Source organism: Curtobacterium sp. Csp1, from assembly GCF_013347185.1.
This window is the reverse complement of the sequence record NZ_CP054594.1, coordinates 2,795,319-2,808,696: the sequence shown is the minus strand read 5'-3', so window position 1 is coordinate 2,808,696 and position 13,378 is coordinate 2,795,319. Positions and strand designations below refer to the sequence as shown.

The following is a 13,378-nucleotide window of genomic DNA, read 5'->3' as shown; positions in this document are numbered from 1 at the left end:
CGGTTACCGCGCTGTCGGCGCGCGGGGTGAGAATCGTCAGGTGACGATCGTGCAGCCCACCCTGTGGGGCGACCTGGACCCCGGCCTGGAGGATCGCCCCGCGTCCGCCACGCCGGTCGCCCCGGCCGCGGCGGCACGACACGACGCCTTCACCGCGCTGCGAGGGCACACCGAGCGGATCGTCGCGCACTCCTCCGACCGGGTCGCCTGGTTGCGGGCGCGCGCGATGGGCATCACCGCGACCGACGTCGCGCGGCTCGCGTCACCCCGCGCGGTCGAGGCGGTCGTCACCGACAAGCGCTACGGCTCCCGGTTCTCCGGCAACGCCTTCACCGAGCACGGCAAGGACCGCGAACCCGTGATCGCCGCCTGGGTCGCCGCCACGCACGGCATCGAGCCCTCGGCACACCTGTTCCACGCGAGCACGAACCGCGCACACCTGGCCACCCCGGACGGTGTCGGGTTCGATGCGTCGGAGCGACTCGTCCTCGCCGAGATCAAGACCACGGGCAAGGCATGGCGGAGCATCCCGCGGCACTACCTGCGGCAGGTCTGGTGGCAGCAGTACGTGCTCGGCGCCGACCGCACGCTGTTCGTCTGGGAGCGCCACGACGGGTTCGTCCCCGTCGCCGACGAGCCGGAGTGCCGGTGGATCGACCGCGACGACGACCAGATCCGCGGCCTCGTACAGCTCGCCGATCTGGTGCTGGACAAGCTGCGGGCGTTCCGCACCTGACCGGCGTCAGACCTTCACGATCCGCAACCTGCTCATCCCCACCACCAGGATGCCCATCAGCCCGATGAAGACGGCGACCCCGAGGCAGTACAGGCTCACCACCCCGTAGCCCTGTTCCGGGTTCAGGAACGGGTACGGCACCCACCCGTCGGTCGCGCCACGGATCAGGACGACCGCGAGCCACACGGCCGGGTAGACCAGGAACCACCAGACGTGCCGTAGCAGCAGGCGCGCCCGGTCCGAGAAGAGCAGCCAGTCGAGCACCGCGTACAGCGGGATCCACTTGTGCAGCAGGTCGTTGGACCACGGCACCGTGTTCTCGACAGCTGCCCCGACGAGCAGCGTGTTGTAGACGACGCCGGTCGTGGCGATGTAGACCGTCGCCGCACCGCGGACCCCGCTGACGAGGACGTCGCCGCGCTTCCGGCGAGCAGCGGCGACGAGCGTCAGCGCGAGGGCCACCGCGATGAGGATGTTCGACTGGATCGTGAAGTACCCGAAGAAGTTCCAGAACAGGTAGTCGTGGGACTTCGAGCTGACGAGCCACTGGGCCAGCACTGCCGCCACGATGGCGATCACGGCGATCAGCCGGAGCGAGTTGACGATGGTCCGCACGACACCACGCTATCCGGACCCGGGCCGGAACGCAGGAGACCCGCACCGGAAGCGGTGCGGGTCTCCTGGTCGATCAGATTCAGATCGCGTCGACGTCCAACGGGATGGCCTGAACCAGCCCTGTGCCGAAGGTCGTCAGATCGCGTTGACGTCCAGCGGGATGGCCTGAACCAGCCCTGTGCCGAAGGTCGTCAGATCGCGTCGACGTCCAGCGGGATGGCCTGAACCAGCCCTGTGCCGAAGGTCGTCAGATCGCGTTGACGTCCAGCGGGATGCCGGGGCCGAAGGTCGTCGAGACGGCGCCCTTCGTGATGTAACGGCCCTTGGAGGCGGACGGCTTGAGACGGACGATCTCCTCGAGCGCGGTCGAGATGTTCTCGTCGAGCTGCTCCGGCGTGAACGAGGCCTTGCCGACGACGAAGTGCACGTTGGCGTGCTTGTCGACGCGGAACTCGATCTTGCCGCCCTTGATGTCGTTCACGGCCTGGGCCACGTTCGGCGTCACGGTGCCGGTCTTGGGGTTCGGCATGAGGCCACGCGGGCCGAGCACCTTGCCGAGTCGACCGACCTTGCCCATGAGGTCCGGGGTCGCGACGGCCGAGTCGAAGGCGGTGTAGCCCTCGGCGACCTTCGCGATGAGCTCGTCGCCACCGACCTCGTCGGCACCGGCGGCGATGGCGGCCTCGGCCGCAGCGCCCACGGCGAAGACGATGACGCGGGCGGTCTTGCCCGTGCCGTGCGGCAGGATGACCGTGCCGCGGACCATCTGGTCCGCCTTGCGCGGGTCGACGCCGAGCTTGAGCGCGACCTCGATGGTCGAGTCGGTCTTGGCCGACCCGGTCTCCTTCGCGAGGGCGACGGCCTCGGTCGGGGTGTAGAACTTGTCGGCCTCGATCTTCGCGGCCGCGGCCTGGTAGGCCTTGGACTTCTTCGCCATGGTGTTCTCCTCAGGAGCTACGTGGTTGACGAGCCGGCGAGGCTCTCCCACGGAAAGGTTGGGGTGTGTGTGGCGCTGAGGCTCAGGCCTCGACCGTGATGCCCATCGAACGAGCGGTGCCGGCGATGATCTTCGCGGCCTGCTCGATGTCGTTGGCGTTCAGGTCGGCCTGCTTCGTCTCGGCGATCTGACGGACCTGGTCCATCGAGATCTTCGCGACCTTGACCGTGTGCGGGGTCGAGGACCCCTTCTGCACACCCGCAGCCTTCTTGATGAGCTCCGCGGCCGGCGGGGTCTTGAGGACGAACGTGAACGAACGGTCCTCGTAGACGGTGATCTCGACCGGCACGACGTTCCCGCGCTGCGACTCGGTCGCGGCGTTGTACGCCTTGCAGAACTCCATGATGTTCACGCCGTGCTGACCGAGCGCCGGACCGATCGGCGGGGCCGGGTTGGCGGCGCCCGCGTTGATCTGCAGCTTGATCAGGCCCGTGACCTTCTTCTTCGGTGCCATTCTTCGCTTTCCTCCTGGAATCGAACGCACGGGGACCCGTGCACTCTCCCGCTGGTCCGGCGGATCCGGACCGCGGTGAAGCCCCGCACGCGTCAGCGCACGGGGCCAAACCTCAGTAGTCTACCCGATCTCGCGGATCGGACTAGAGCTTGGTGACCTGGTCGAAGCTGAGCTCGACCGGCGTCTCGCGCTCGAACAGCGAGACGAGGACGGTGAGCTTGCCGCTCTCGGGCTTGATCTCGGAGATCGAACCGGGCAGACCCGCGAACGAGCCCTCCTTGATGGTGATCGTCTCGCCGATCTCGAAGTCGACCTCGGCCTGCGGCTGGGCCTGCGCGAAGCCGCTGCCCTTGGCGCCACCCTTGGTGGGGGCCGCCTCGGCGACCTGCACGAGGGACTTCAGCATGCCGAACGCCTCGTCGAAGCGGAGCGGCGTGGGGTTGTGCGCGTTGCCGACGAAGCCGGTGACGCCCGGGGTGTGGCGGACGACCGACCACGAGTCCTCGTTGAGGTCCATGCGGACGAGCACGTACGAGGGGATCCGGACGCGGGTGACCAGCTTGCGCTGTCCGTTCTTGATCTCGACGACGTCCTCCATGGGGACCTCGACCTGGTAGATCGAGTCCTCCATCGACATCGAGACCATGCGGTTCTCGATGTTCGACTTCACGCGGCGCTCGAAGCCCGCGTAGGAGTGGATGACGTACCACTTGCCCGGCTTCATCCGCAGCTCGGCCTTGAACGCCTCGTACGGGTCGACCTCGGTGTCGTCGTCAGCGTCGAGGGCTTCGTCCGCGGCGATCGTCTCGTTCGCCTCGGCGGCGGTCTCCGCCTCGAGCTCGGTCTCTTCCTCGTCCTCGACGGCCTCGACGGCGGCCTCGGCCTCGTCCAGGGTGTCGACGTCGAGTGCGTCGTCCACGACAGCGTCCGCCTCGGGGTCGCGGGACTCCTGCAGCGCCGTGAGCGCCTCGTCGATGGAGGCGTCGACCGTGCCGTCGTCGGGCTCGTCGCTCAGACCGAGGGAATCGTCGTCCTCGTCCTCGTCCTCGACGGAGATCGCACGCTCCTCGGCGGACTCGACCGAGCGGCCCTCGCTCGTCTCGACGTCGCCTTCCTGGTTCTCCTCGACCTCCGAGGACTGCTCGGCAGCCGTGGCGAGGTCGATGTCGTCGCGGGAGTTGTCAGACACTGCGGTTCTTTCCGTTCGGTGGTGCGGATCGGGTGTGCGGTCGGAGCGGTGCGCGTCCGGTTCCGTCTCGGGCGACCGTACTCCTGTCGGATGACGCCCAGACCAGCCGGACGCCCGCAGGGGCCCGTCGGATCAGACCGTCGGACCGTTGCCGAAGACGTAACCGACGCCGAGACCGAACACGAAGTCGAGGATCGACACGAGGATCATCATCACGATGACGAAGACCAGCACGACGCCGGTGTAGCTGAAGAGCTCCTTGCGGGTCGGTGTGACGACCTTGCGGAGCTCGCCGATGACCTGGCGGATGAAGAGGGCGATGGCGGCGAACGGACCGCCGCGCTGAGCGCGATCGGCCTTGGCCTTCGCGACGACGTCGTCCGTCGTCGTCTCCATGTCCTTGCTCGCCAACTTCACACCTTCCAGACTTGCAGGGCGGACAGGACTCGAACCTGCAACCTGCGGTTTTGGAGACCGCTGCTCTACCAATTGAGCCACCGCCCTAGGGGGAACACCCCGTGGCCACGTTCCGCAGAGCGTTCCGTGCGCCGGTGGTCGAGTGTACGGGAGTCCGTCACACGCTGTCCACTTGACGGATGCTCCGGCGCGCCGCGTCGGTAGGCTGGGGGCCGTGAGCACCGCAGCCCCCGGCCCCGAGTCCACCACCCCCGAGCCCGCCGCGCAGGCGGACCGACCGCGCATCGCCTCGCGCGTCGCGGCGATCGCCGAGTCCGCCACGCTCAAGGTCGACGCGAAGGCCAAGGCGCTCAAGGCCGCCGGCCGCCCGGTCGTCTCCTTCGCCGCGGGTGAGCCCGACTTCGCGACGCCGCAGCACGTCGTCGACGCCGCCGTCCAGGCCGCGCAGGACCCGAAGAACCACCGGTACACGCCGGCGACCGGACTCCCCGAGCTCAAGCAGGCCATCGCCGACAAGACCGCGCGCGAGTCCGGCGTGACCGTCGACCCCGCGCAGGTGATCGTCACGAACGGCGGCAAGCAGGCCGTCTACCAGGCGTTCCAGACGATCGTCGACGCCGGCGACGAGGTCCTGCTGCCCGCCCCGTACTGGACCACCTACCCCGAGGCCATCCGGCTCGCCGGCGGCGTCCCGGTCGAGGTCTTCGCCGGCAGCGACCAGGACTACCTCGTCACCGTTGAGCAGCTCGAGGCCGCCAGGACCCCCGCGACGAAGGCGCTGCTGTTCTGCTCGCCGTCGAACCCAACCGGCTCGGTCTACACCGCCGAGCAGACGAAGGCCATCGGTGAGTGGGCCCTCGAGCACGGCATCTGGGTGATCAGCGACGAGATCTACCAGGACCTCGTCTACGACGGCGTCCGCTTCACCGGCATCCTCGAGGCGGTCCCGACCCTCGCCGACACCACGATCCTGGTGAACGGCGTCGCGAAGACCTACGCCATGACCGGCTGGCGCGTCGGGTGGTTCATCGGCCCGGCCGACGCCGTCAAGGCCGCGTCGAACCTGCAGTCGCACCTGTCCTCGAACGTGTCGAACGTGTCCCAGCGCGCCGCGATCGCCGCACTGACCGGCCCGCAGGAGCCCGTCGCCGCGATGCGCGATGCGTTCGACCGCCGTCGCCGCTCGATCGTCGACGGCCTCAACGCCATCCCGGGCTTCGTCACGCCGACCCCGCAGGGTGCGTTCTACGTCTACCCCGACGTGACGGCGCTGCTCGGTCGCGAGTGGGCCGGTTCCACCCCCACGACGACGCTCGAGCTCGCCGACCTGATCCTCGAGCACGCCGAGGTCGCGGTCGTCCCCGGCGAGGCGTTCGGCCCCTCCGGCTACCTGCGACTGTCCTACGCCCTGGGAGACGACGACATCGCCGAGGGCGTCCGTCGCCTGGCGGCGTTCTTCTCCGCCTGATCGTCGCACCCCGTCGACGACGTCGCGCCCCGCTGCAGCGGGGCGCGACGTCGTTCCGGGGGCGCGGTCCGTCAGACCGGTTGCGGGACGGCCGGGAGGATCGTGGCGATCAGGCGGTCAGGTCACCGACCACGACGGGCTCGGGCACGAGCGCGACCCCGAAGCGGTTCAGGACGGTCGCCTGCACGTAGCGCGCGAGCTCCGCGACCTGCGCCGCGGTCGCGTCGCCCCGGTTCGTCAGCGCGAGGGTGTGCTTGGAGGAGATCCCCGCGCGGGACCCCGGGACCGCGTAACCGCGGTGCACTCCGGCGTGCTCGATGAGCCAGGCGGCGCTGAGCTTGACGTCGTCGCCGGCGGGCCAGCGCGGCGCCTCCGGCGGGAGCGTCTCGGCGAAGGCGGCGGAGACGATCGGGTTCGTGAAGAACGACCCGGCGCTCCACGTGTCGGGGTCGGCGTCGTCCAGGACCATGCCCTTCGACGCACGGAGCCGCAGCACGGTCGCGCGGATCGTCGCCGGGTCGACCGGCGTGCCGAGGTCGACTCCCAGCGAGCCCGCGAGCTGGGCGTACCGGACCGGCACCCCGGCCTCGGGAGCCGAGCCGAGACGGAACTCGACGGCGAGGACGACCCCGCGCCGGCCGTGCTTGAGCGTCGACGTGCGGTAGCCGAGCGCCAGCTCGGCGGCCGGGACCCACGCGCGCTCCCCCGTCGACGCGTCGAGGAAGTCGATCGCGGTGAGCACGTCGGACAGCTCGACCCCGTAGGCGCCGATGTTCTGCACGGGGGCGGCGCCGACCGTGCCCGGGATGCCGCTCAGTGCCTCCAGTCCGGTCCATCCCTCGGCGACGGTGGTGGCGACGAACGCGTCCCACGGCTCACCGGCCGCGACGCGGACGGTGACGCCGTCCGAATGGGATTCGGCGGTGACGCCGCGGGTGCGGACCAGCACGACGGTGCCGTCGAAGCCGTCGTCGGCGACCAGCAGGTTGCTGCCGCCGCCGACGACCAGCCACTCGTCGTCCGCCCAGGCCGTGTGCGCGTGCGCGACGAGCTCGTCGGCGGTCTCGGCGGTCAGGAGCGTCCTGGCGGGACCCCCGACGCGGAACGTCGTCAGGTCGGCGAGACGCGTCGACCCGGTCAGCGGAGCACCACCGTGACCTGCGCCTTGCCGAGCACGGTCTGCCCGCCGGCGGTCACGGTGAGGTCGATGCGCTGGGGGCGACCGTCCGCGTCGACCGTGCCGACCTTCGCGACGACGGCGACGTCGGCGCCCTGTTCCGGGTCGACGACGACGGGGCGGGTGAACCGCACGCCGTAGCGCTGGACGGTCCCGCGGTCTCCGAGCCACTCGGACACCGGCTGGACCGCGAGACCCATCGTCAGCATGCCGTGCGCGAGGACACCGGGGAGACCGACCGAGGCGGCGACGTCGTCGCGGTAGTGGATCGGGTTGAAGTCCCCGGAGGCCCCGGCGTAGCGGACGAGCGAGTCGCGGGTGAGGTGGACCGTGCGCTCGGCGACGACGGTGCCGACCTCGACGGCGGTGAGCGGTGCGGCGGTCATGCGTCGTCTCCTCGGACCACGAGGGTGGAGGTCGCCGTGACGACGTGCTCCCCGGTGGCGTCCTGCATCGTGCTCTCGGCGGTGACCATGGCGTTGCCGCCGAGGGACTTCACGCTCGTGACGGTCAGCGTCGCGGTGAGCTCGTCGCCCGCGACGATCGGCCGCTCGTACGTGAAGGACTGCTCGCCGTGCACGACGCGCGAGAAGTCGATCCCGGCGTCGGGCTCGGCGAGGAGCTGCGCGAGCGTGGCTTCCTGCACGACGACGGCGAAGGTCGGCGGTGCGACGACGTCGGCGTACCCGGCGTTCCGGGCGGCGTCGGGGTCGTGGTGGATCGGGTTCGTCGCGAAGACGGCCCGCGAGAACTCGCGCACCTTCTCGCGACCGACCAGGTAGGGCTGGGCCGGCGGGAACGTCCTGCCGACGAGCTCGGGGTTCACTGACACGTCCGGGAGTCTACCGACGCCCCGCGACACACTGCCCGGAACTGAGACGGTTTCGGCTATGCTGCCGCGAACGGCTTCGGGGGAAGTCGTCGGGTCGCTGTGCCGACCCCGGGGGTGGGGAGGAACGATGGAGACGACGACCGAGTTCGCGGTGCACACGGGTGACCGCTGCACGGCCATGGAGGTCGCGGGCGCCGCACTGCGCCAGGCCGGCCACCGCGTGGAGTCCACCGGCGGCACGCTCACCGCGACGTCGGGCAGCCGCGCGCTGACGATCCTGCTCGGGGCCCTGGTGCACCCGTCGCGGCAGTTCCGCCGCTACGAGCTGTCCTCCACCGTCACGGGGACCTCGACCACGATCACCCTGCGGCACGCCGTGCACGGCACCGCGGTGTCCGGCGGGAGCATCGGCGCCGGACGACGCCGCTCGGCGTGGCAGCAGGTGAACGCGACGCTCGAGCGCTCCCTGCGCGCGGCCGGCCTGCTCACCGCTCCCCCACGCTGACCCGAGGCCGATCCGCGTGTAGGAGGCCGATCCGCGCGTAGGAGGCCGTTCCGCGCAAGGCAGGTCGTCCTTTCCAGCGCCCTACGAGCGGATCGGCATCTCATGTCGAGCGTGATGGGCAGGAACGCGCACCCGTACCCGGCAACATCGGGCATCCCTGGTGCTCCGGGACGACCAGGGATGCCCGGAACGACCAGGCGCGCGGATTGGCGTCACCGGAGCGCGCAGCGGAACCAGCACAGCCCGAGATCAGCACGGCCCGCGACAGGCACAGCCCGAGACAGGCACAGCCCGACACCAGCACAGCCCGACACCAGCACAGCCCGGGAACGACGAAAGCCCGGCGAGCGGATCGCCGGGCCTGTGGTAGCGAGGACGGGACTTGAACCCGTGACCCCACGATTATGAGTCGTGTGCTCTAACCAACTGAGCTACCCCGCCAGAGATCCGGAGCGCACAGCTCCGGGTCGGAGCCCCGAGTCAGGATTGAACTGACGACCCCTTCCTTACCATGGAAGTGCTCTACCACTGAGCTATCGGGGCGAGTGCCGCTCGGCGGCACCAGACGAGAGTAGCAGACCCGCGACGGTGGTCGGGAACCGGACGTGACGCCCGGGCGTGCCGCCGCTGGACCGCTAGTTCGCGTTCGCCCGGAGCCACGCCAGCGGGTCCACGGGGACTCCGTCGACGTGGATCTCGAGGTGCAGGTGCGGCCCGGTCGAGTTGCCCGTCGAGCCGACCTGGCCGAGGACCTGACCGACCTCGATCTGCTGGCCGCGGACGACCTCGAACGTGTTGTCCTTCATGTGGCCGTAGACGCTGACGAACTGCTTGCCGTCGACGTCGTGCTGCACCCAGACGTCGTTGCCGAAGCCGCCGTCGTGCGCCTGCACCTTGATGACCGTGCCGGCGGCGACCGAACGGATCGGGGTGCCTTCGCCCGGGGCGAAGTCGACGCCCATGTGGTTCGTCGAGCAGAAGGAGCAGCCCTCCACCTGGCGGCCGCCGAACCCGGACGTGATCGGGACACCGGTGAGGAACGGCCACTGGATGGTGCCGTTCGCGTCGTTCGTGAACGAGGACGCGTCGACGTTCTTGTACTGCGCAGCACTCGACACCGAGTACTGGTCGCGCGTGGTCTCCGCGTCGGTCGCGCCGTCGCCGACCGCGAGGGTCTGGGCGGCGCCGCTGCCGGTACGCTCGGCCGTCGTGCTCGTCGGGACCCAGAGCGCCTGCGCCGGGAGCGACGTCGACACGACGAGTCCGGCGGCGAAGAGCAGGGCACCGACCGCGGTGATGCGCGACGCGGTCCGGCGGAAGGACGAGCCGGTGGACGCGGTGGCCGCAGCCGGGGCAGCCGGGACCGCGGGGATGTGCCTGGTCGCCCGGTCCGCCGTGGTGACGACGGGACGTGCGGCACGACCGGCCCTGCGGACGGCAGCCTGACCGACGACCGGCGAGGTGGGAGCCGGCGGAGTGACCGCGCCGGCAGAGGGCTCGGGACGCACGGGCGACGCGGGTGCCAGGTCGATCGGCGACGCCGGCGCGGGCGGGGTCACGGGCGCGGCGACCTCGGCACGGACCGGGGCTGCGACCGGTCCGCCTGCTGCTGCCGCTCGTCGCTCGGCGGCGATGCGCTCGCGTCGGGTGAGGTGGACGACCGGCTCGGGAGCGGCGTCGACGTCGGCGGTGCGGGTGGGCGTCACGGGAGCGTGGGGCATGCGTTCGGGGCTGATCCTGGTTCGGCGGGAGTTCGGGGCACGGAGCGCTCGTGGGTCGGGAGCACGAGCGTGGGGCAGGGCTCCCGTTGGTAACGAGCAGGTAACGGGACTGGAGCACGCTAGCAGGACGTACAGCTCCTCGCCAGTCGCGTGCACGTCCGTGCAGGTCGCCCGGAGCGCTCAGCCGCCGAGCACCTCCCGCTCGAGCCGTCGGACGAGTGCCTCGAGTCCGTCGGCCACCGCTGGCGCGGCGAACAGGAAGGACCGGGTCCCGCCCGCGTCCCAGATGCGGACCGTGGCGCCGGCCTCGGCCGCGACGACCGCGCCGCCGGCCATGTCCCACGGGTTGATCCCCCGCTCGTAGTAGGCGTCGACGGTCCCGGCGCCCACCGCGCAGCAGTCGAGCGACGCTGCTCCCCCGCGTCGGACGTCCCGCACCTCGCCGATGAGCCCGGCGAGCACGGCGACCTGCTCCCGACGACGGTCCGCCGTGTACCCGAAGCCGGTGGCGACGAGCGTCTCGGCGAGCGACGCCGGCGCCGCCACGCGGAGCGGCACCCCGTCGCGGGTCGCCCCGGCGCCGACCGCGCCGCGGAAGACGGTGCCGGTCGCGGGCTGCACCACGATGCCGGCGACCGGCTCCCACGTCGTCGGGTCCGGCTCCCCGCGGACGACGCCGATGCTGACGCCGTACGCGTCACTGCCGTAGAGGTAGTTGACGGTCCCGTCGATCGGGTCGACGACCCACGTGTAGCCGGACGTCCCGGTGCCCGAGCCGGACTCCTCGCCGTGGAAGCCGTCGTCGGGACGGGCCTCGGCGATGCGGCGACGGATCAGCTCCTCGACCTCGCGGTCGGCCGCGGTGACGACGTCGACGATGCTCGACTTGCGGTCCGCGACCTCGACCCCCTCGGCACGACGACGGGCGGCGAGGGCAGCTCCTTCGCGTGCGATCGACTCGGCGAGGTCGGCGAACTGGACTGGGGTGAGCGCGTCGGACACGACCCCAGCATGCCGGAACGCGACGCGTGCCGGAACGCGAACGGCCCCGTCCGAGGAGGACGGGGCCGGTTCATCGAGTGGCGAGTGAGGGATTCGAACCCCCGAAGGCTACGCCGGCTGATTTACAGTCAGATCCCTTTGGCCGCTTGGGTAACTCGCCATGTGCGCACCCGGCTCGTGTGATCACCAACCGAAGGCGCTCCAAGAGCATAGCGGATCACCGGGGGTGGTCGTGACCACCGCCCACCGCAGCCGGCGTGCCGGACCCGAACCGTGCCTCCCGTCCGCCGTTAGGCTGTCCGGCATGGCAGACAGTTCCTTCGACGTGGTGAGCAAGGTCGACAAGATGGAGGCGGAGAACGCCGTCAACCAGGCAGCCAAGGAGATCGAGCAGCGCTACGACTTCAAGGGCGCCGCGGCCTCGATCGCGTTCAGCGGCGAGGACGTCCTCATCAAGGCGAACTCCGAGGAGCGCGCGAAGGCCGTCCTCGACGTCCTGCAGACCAAGGCGATCAAGCGCAACATCAGCCTGAAGAGCCTGGACGCCGGCGACCCCTTCCCCTCGGGCAAGGAGTACCGCATCGAGGTGAAGTTCAAGAACGGCATCGAGCAGGACGTCGCGAAGAAGATCGGCGCGTTCCTCCGCGCGAACGCCCCGAAGAGCGTGAAGAACCAGATCCAGGGCGACGAGCTGCGCGTCTCCTCGAAGAGCCGTGACGACCTGCAGAACACGATCCAGCTCCTCAAGGGTGAAGAGTTCGACGTGCCGCTGCAGTTCATCAACTTCCGGTAGCGCCGCACCCCGTGGAGCACTGGCTCAGCGTCGCGATCGCCGTCCTCCTGGTCCTGCTGGACCTGGCGATCCGTGTCTTCTCGATCATCTACGTCCCGTACAACCGGAAGCCGCAGACCGCGACCGCCTGGCTCCTCGCGATCTTCCTGATCCCCTACATCGGGTTCATCGTCTTCCTGGTGATCGGGTCGACGAAGCTGCCGAAGGCCCGGCGCGAGAAGCAGACGGAGATCAACGCGTACATCCTCGAGCAGACCGAGGGCATCGAGCGCGTGCGACGGGACCACCCGTGGCCGCCGTGGCTCGAGAGCATCACGAAGCTCAACCGCGAGCTCGGCGCGATGCCCCTGGTCGGCGGCAACTCGGCGGAGCTCTACCCGGACTCGTACGAGTCGGTGCAGGAGATGACCCGCGCGATCGACCAGTCGCGCCGGTTCGTCCACGTCGAGTTCTACATCGCGACGATCGACGACACGACGCGGCCGTACTTCGAGGCCCTCGCCCGTGCGCAGGCCCGCGGTGTGACGGTGCGGTTCCTCCTCGACCACTGGGCGAGCCGCGGCTACCCGGGCTACAAGGACACGCTCGCGTTCCTCGACCAGGCCGGCATCGAGTGGCACCTCATGCTCCCCCTGCAGCCGCTGCAGGGGAAGTTCCAGCGCCCGGACCTCCGCAACCACCGGAAGATCATGGTGATCGACGGCTCGGTCGCGTTCACCGGGTCGCAGAACCTCATCGACCCGTCCTACGACCTGCCGTCGCACATCGAGAAGGGCATGGTCTACAAGGACCTGTTCGCCCGCTTCGAGGGTCCGGTCGTCGCCGGCCTCAACGCCCTGTTCGTCACCGACTGGTACAGCGAGACGGATGAGCTCCTGCTCCGCGAGAGCGACCCGGTGCAGCGCGCCGACCGCGGGGACGCCCTCGACTGCCAGGTGGTCCCCTCCGGCCCCGGGTTCGACGGCGAGAACAACCTGCGCCTGTTCAACGCGCTGCTCTACTCCGCCCAGGAGAAGGTGTCGATCACGTCGCCGTACTTCGTGCCGGACGACTCGATGCTCTACGCGATCACGACGACGGCGCAGCGCGGGGTCGAGGTCGAGCTGTTCGTCGGCGAGATGGGCGACCACGCGATGACCTGGCACGCGCAGCGCTCCTACTACGAGGAGCTCCTGCGTGCCGGCGTGAAGATCTGGCTGTACCGCGCCCCGACGATCCTGCACGCGAAGCACTTCACGATCGACGACGACGTGTCCGTCATCGGGTCGAGCAACATGGATATGCGGTCGTTCAGCCTGAACCTCGAGGTCTCGGTGATGGTCCGCGGGCGCCGGTTCGTGGACGCGCTGCGCGGAGTGCAGGCCGCCTACAAGGAGGCCTCGTTCGAGCTCACGCTGGACGCGTGGCTCGAACGTCCGCGTCGGTCCCAGGTGCTCGACAACGTCGCGCGGCTGACGGCAGCCCTGCAGTAG

At 70.1% G+C, this 13,378-nt stretch carries 15 protein-coding genes and 4 tRNA genes; 5 read left to right on the top strand and 14 right to left on the bottom strand.

What is annotated here, in order from left to right; genetic code table 11:
• Positions 1-157 precede the first annotated feature (157 nt).
• Positions 158-736, top strand: coding sequence for a YqaJ viral recombinase family protein (locus tag HUN58_RS13510; protein WP_254631693.1), 579 nt, complete (start codon positions 158-160; stop codon positions 734-736).
• A 6-nt stretch (positions 737-742) separates the two neighbouring features.
• Here HUN58_RS13510 and HUN58_RS13505 read toward each other — a convergent pair whose 3' ends face one another.
• The 6 genes from HUN58_RS13505 to HUN58_RS13480 all read right to left on the bottom strand — a co-directional run bounded on the left by HUN58_RS13505 (position 743) and on the right by HUN58_RS13480 (position 4,495).
• Positions 743-1,351, bottom strand: coding sequence for a Pr6Pr family membrane protein (locus HUN58_RS13505; protein WP_114849701.1), 609 nt, complete (start codon positions 1,349-1,351; stop codon positions 743-745).
• Between the two features lie 247 nt (positions 1,352-1,598).
• Entirely contained in the window at positions 1,599-2,288 is a 690-nt protein-coding gene (gene rplA, locus HUN58_RS13500) for a 50S ribosomal protein L1 (protein ID WP_058741945.1), read from the bottom strand.
• A gap of 82 nt (positions 2,289-2,370) precedes the next feature.
• Complete coding sequence (gene rplK / locus HUN58_RS13495; protein WP_017888638.1) at positions 2,371-2,802, bottom strand: 50S ribosomal protein L11; 432 nt, start codon at positions 2,800-2,802, stop codon at positions 2,371-2,373.
• A 142-nt stretch (positions 2,803-2,944) separates the two neighbouring features.
• Positions 2,945-3,991: a transcription termination/antitermination protein NusG gene (gene nusG / locus HUN58_RS13490; protein WP_180224922.1), complete on the bottom strand. Its 1,047-nt coding sequence runs from the start codon at positions 3,989-3,991 to the stop codon at positions 2,945-2,947.
• A gap of 132 nt (positions 3,992-4,123) precedes the next feature.
• Positions 4,124-4,402 (bottom strand): preprotein translocase subunit SecE, encoded by a 279-nt coding sequence (gene secE, locus HUN58_RS13485; protein ID WP_058741959.1) that lies wholly within the window; start codon positions 4,400-4,402, stop codon positions 4,124-4,126.
• Positions 4,403-4,422: 20 nt separating this feature from the next.
• A tRNA-Trp gene (locus HUN58_RS13480) sits at positions 4,423-4,495 on the bottom strand.
• Between the two features lie 196 nt (positions 4,496-4,691).
• Between HUN58_RS13480 and HUN58_RS13475 the strand changes: the two genes are divergently transcribed.
• Complete coding sequence (locus HUN58_RS13475) at positions 4,692-5,876, top strand: pyridoxal phosphate-dependent aminotransferase (protein WP_180226155.1); 1,185 nt, start codon at positions 4,692-4,694, stop codon at positions 5,874-5,876.
• A 109-nt stretch (positions 5,877-5,985) separates the two neighbouring features.
• Here the strand turns inward: HUN58_RS13475 and HUN58_RS13470 are convergent, their stop codons facing one another.
• Genes HUN58_RS13470 through HUN58_RS13460 form a run of 3 tightly spaced genes read right to left on the bottom strand, consistent with a single transcriptional unit; the run spans position 5,986 to position 7,885 of the window.
• Positions 5,986-7,017 (bottom strand): UDP-N-acetylmuramate dehydrogenase, encoded by a 1,032-nt coding sequence (locus tag HUN58_RS13470; RefSeq protein WP_180226154.1) that lies wholly within the window; start codon positions 7,015-7,017, stop codon positions 5,986-5,988.
• A complete protein-coding gene (locus tag HUN58_RS13465; RefSeq protein WP_180224921.1) occupies positions 7,014-7,439 on the bottom strand; it encodes a MaoC/PaaZ C-terminal domain-containing protein in 426 nt (141 codons plus the stop codon). Before HUN58_RS13465 ends, HUN58_RS13470 begins: the two co-directional genes overlap by 4 nt.
• Positions 7,436-7,885 carry a MaoC family dehydratase N-terminal domain-containing protein gene (locus HUN58_RS13460; RefSeq protein ID WP_114849705.1) on the bottom strand — a complete coding sequence of 150 codons (450 nt, stop codon included), beginning with the start codon at positions 7,883-7,885 and terminating at the stop codon, positions 7,436-7,438. The genes HUN58_RS13465 and HUN58_RS13460 overlap by 4 nt, the downstream gene beginning before the upstream one ends.
• A 127-nt stretch (positions 7,886-8,012) precedes the next feature.
• Between HUN58_RS13460 and HUN58_RS13455 the strand changes: the two genes are divergently transcribed.
• Positions 8,013-8,390: a hypothetical protein gene (locus HUN58_RS13455; protein ID WP_058741949.1), complete on the top strand. Its 378-nt coding sequence runs from the start codon at positions 8,013-8,015 to the stop codon at positions 8,388-8,390.
• Between the two features lie 364 nt (positions 8,391-8,754).
• On the opposite strand, the gene HUN58_RS13450 is transcribed toward HUN58_RS13455, so the two are convergent.
• The 5 genes from HUN58_RS13450 to HUN58_RS13430 all read right to left on the bottom strand — a co-directional run bounded on the left by HUN58_RS13450 (position 8,755) and on the right by HUN58_RS13430 (position 11,273).
• Positions 8,755-8,831 (bottom strand) — tRNA-Met (locus tag HUN58_RS13450).
• A gap of 30 nt (positions 8,832-8,861) precedes the next feature.
• Positions 8,862-8,933: transfer RNA gene (locus tag HUN58_RS13445), tRNA-Thr, on the bottom strand.
• Between the two features lie 92 nt (positions 8,934-9,025).
• Positions 9,026-10,111 carry a M23 family metallopeptidase gene (locus tag HUN58_RS13440; RefSeq protein WP_141862268.1) on the bottom strand — a complete coding sequence of 362 codons (1,086 nt, stop codon included), beginning with the start codon at positions 10,109-10,111 and terminating at the stop codon, positions 9,026-9,028.
• Positions 10,112-10,291: 180 nt separating this feature from the next.
• Positions 10,292-11,113 carry an inositol monophosphatase family protein gene (locus tag HUN58_RS13435; RefSeq protein ID WP_180224920.1) on the bottom strand — a complete coding sequence of 274 codons (822 nt, stop codon included), beginning with the start codon at positions 11,111-11,113 and terminating at the stop codon, positions 10,292-10,294.
• Between the two features lie 78 nt (positions 11,114-11,191).
• A tRNA-Tyr gene (locus tag HUN58_RS13430) sits at positions 11,192-11,273 on the bottom strand.
• A gap of 144 nt (positions 11,274-11,417) precedes the next feature.
• Here HUN58_RS13430 and HUN58_RS13425 point away from each other — a divergent pair.
• Together HUN58_RS13425 and cls are read left to right on the top strand one after the other, a co-directional pair.
• A complete protein-coding gene (locus HUN58_RS13425; RefSeq protein ID WP_114849708.1) occupies positions 11,418-11,906 on the top strand; it encodes a YajQ family cyclic di-GMP-binding protein in 489 nt (162 codons plus the stop codon).
• Between the two features lie 11 nt (positions 11,907-11,917).
• Positions 11,918-13,378 (top strand): cardiolipin synthase, encoded by a 1,461-nt coding sequence (cls, locus tag HUN58_RS13420; protein WP_114849709.1) that lies wholly within the window; start codon positions 11,918-11,920, stop codon positions 13,376-13,378.

What these genes read in the sequence shown, in the direction of transcription:
- rplA (WP_058741945.1), bottom strand. Translation starts at nt 2,288, where the DNA reads ATGGCGAAGAAGTCCAAGGCCTACCAGGCCGCGGCCGCGAAGATCGAG.
- rplK (WP_017888638.1), bottom strand. Translation starts at nt 2,802, where the DNA reads ATGGCACCGAAGAAGAAGGTCACGGGCCTGATCAAGCTGCAGATCAAC.
- HUN58_RS13465 (WP_180224921.1), bottom strand. Translation starts at nt 7,439, where the DNA reads ATGACCGCCGCACCGCTCACCGCCGTCGAGGTCGGCACCGTCGTCGCC.
- HUN58_RS13455 (WP_058741949.1), top strand. Translation starts at nt 8,013, where the DNA reads ATGGAGACGACGACCGAGTTCGCGGTGCACACGGGTGACCGCTGCACG.
- HUN58_RS13440 (WP_141862268.1), bottom strand. Translation starts at nt 10,111, where the DNA reads ATGCCCCACGCTCCCGTGACGCCCACCCGCACCGCCGACGTCGACGCC.
- HUN58_RS13425 (WP_114849708.1), top strand. Translation starts at nt 11,418, where the DNA reads ATGGCAGACAGTTCCTTCGACGTGGTGAGCAAGGTCGACAAGATGGAG.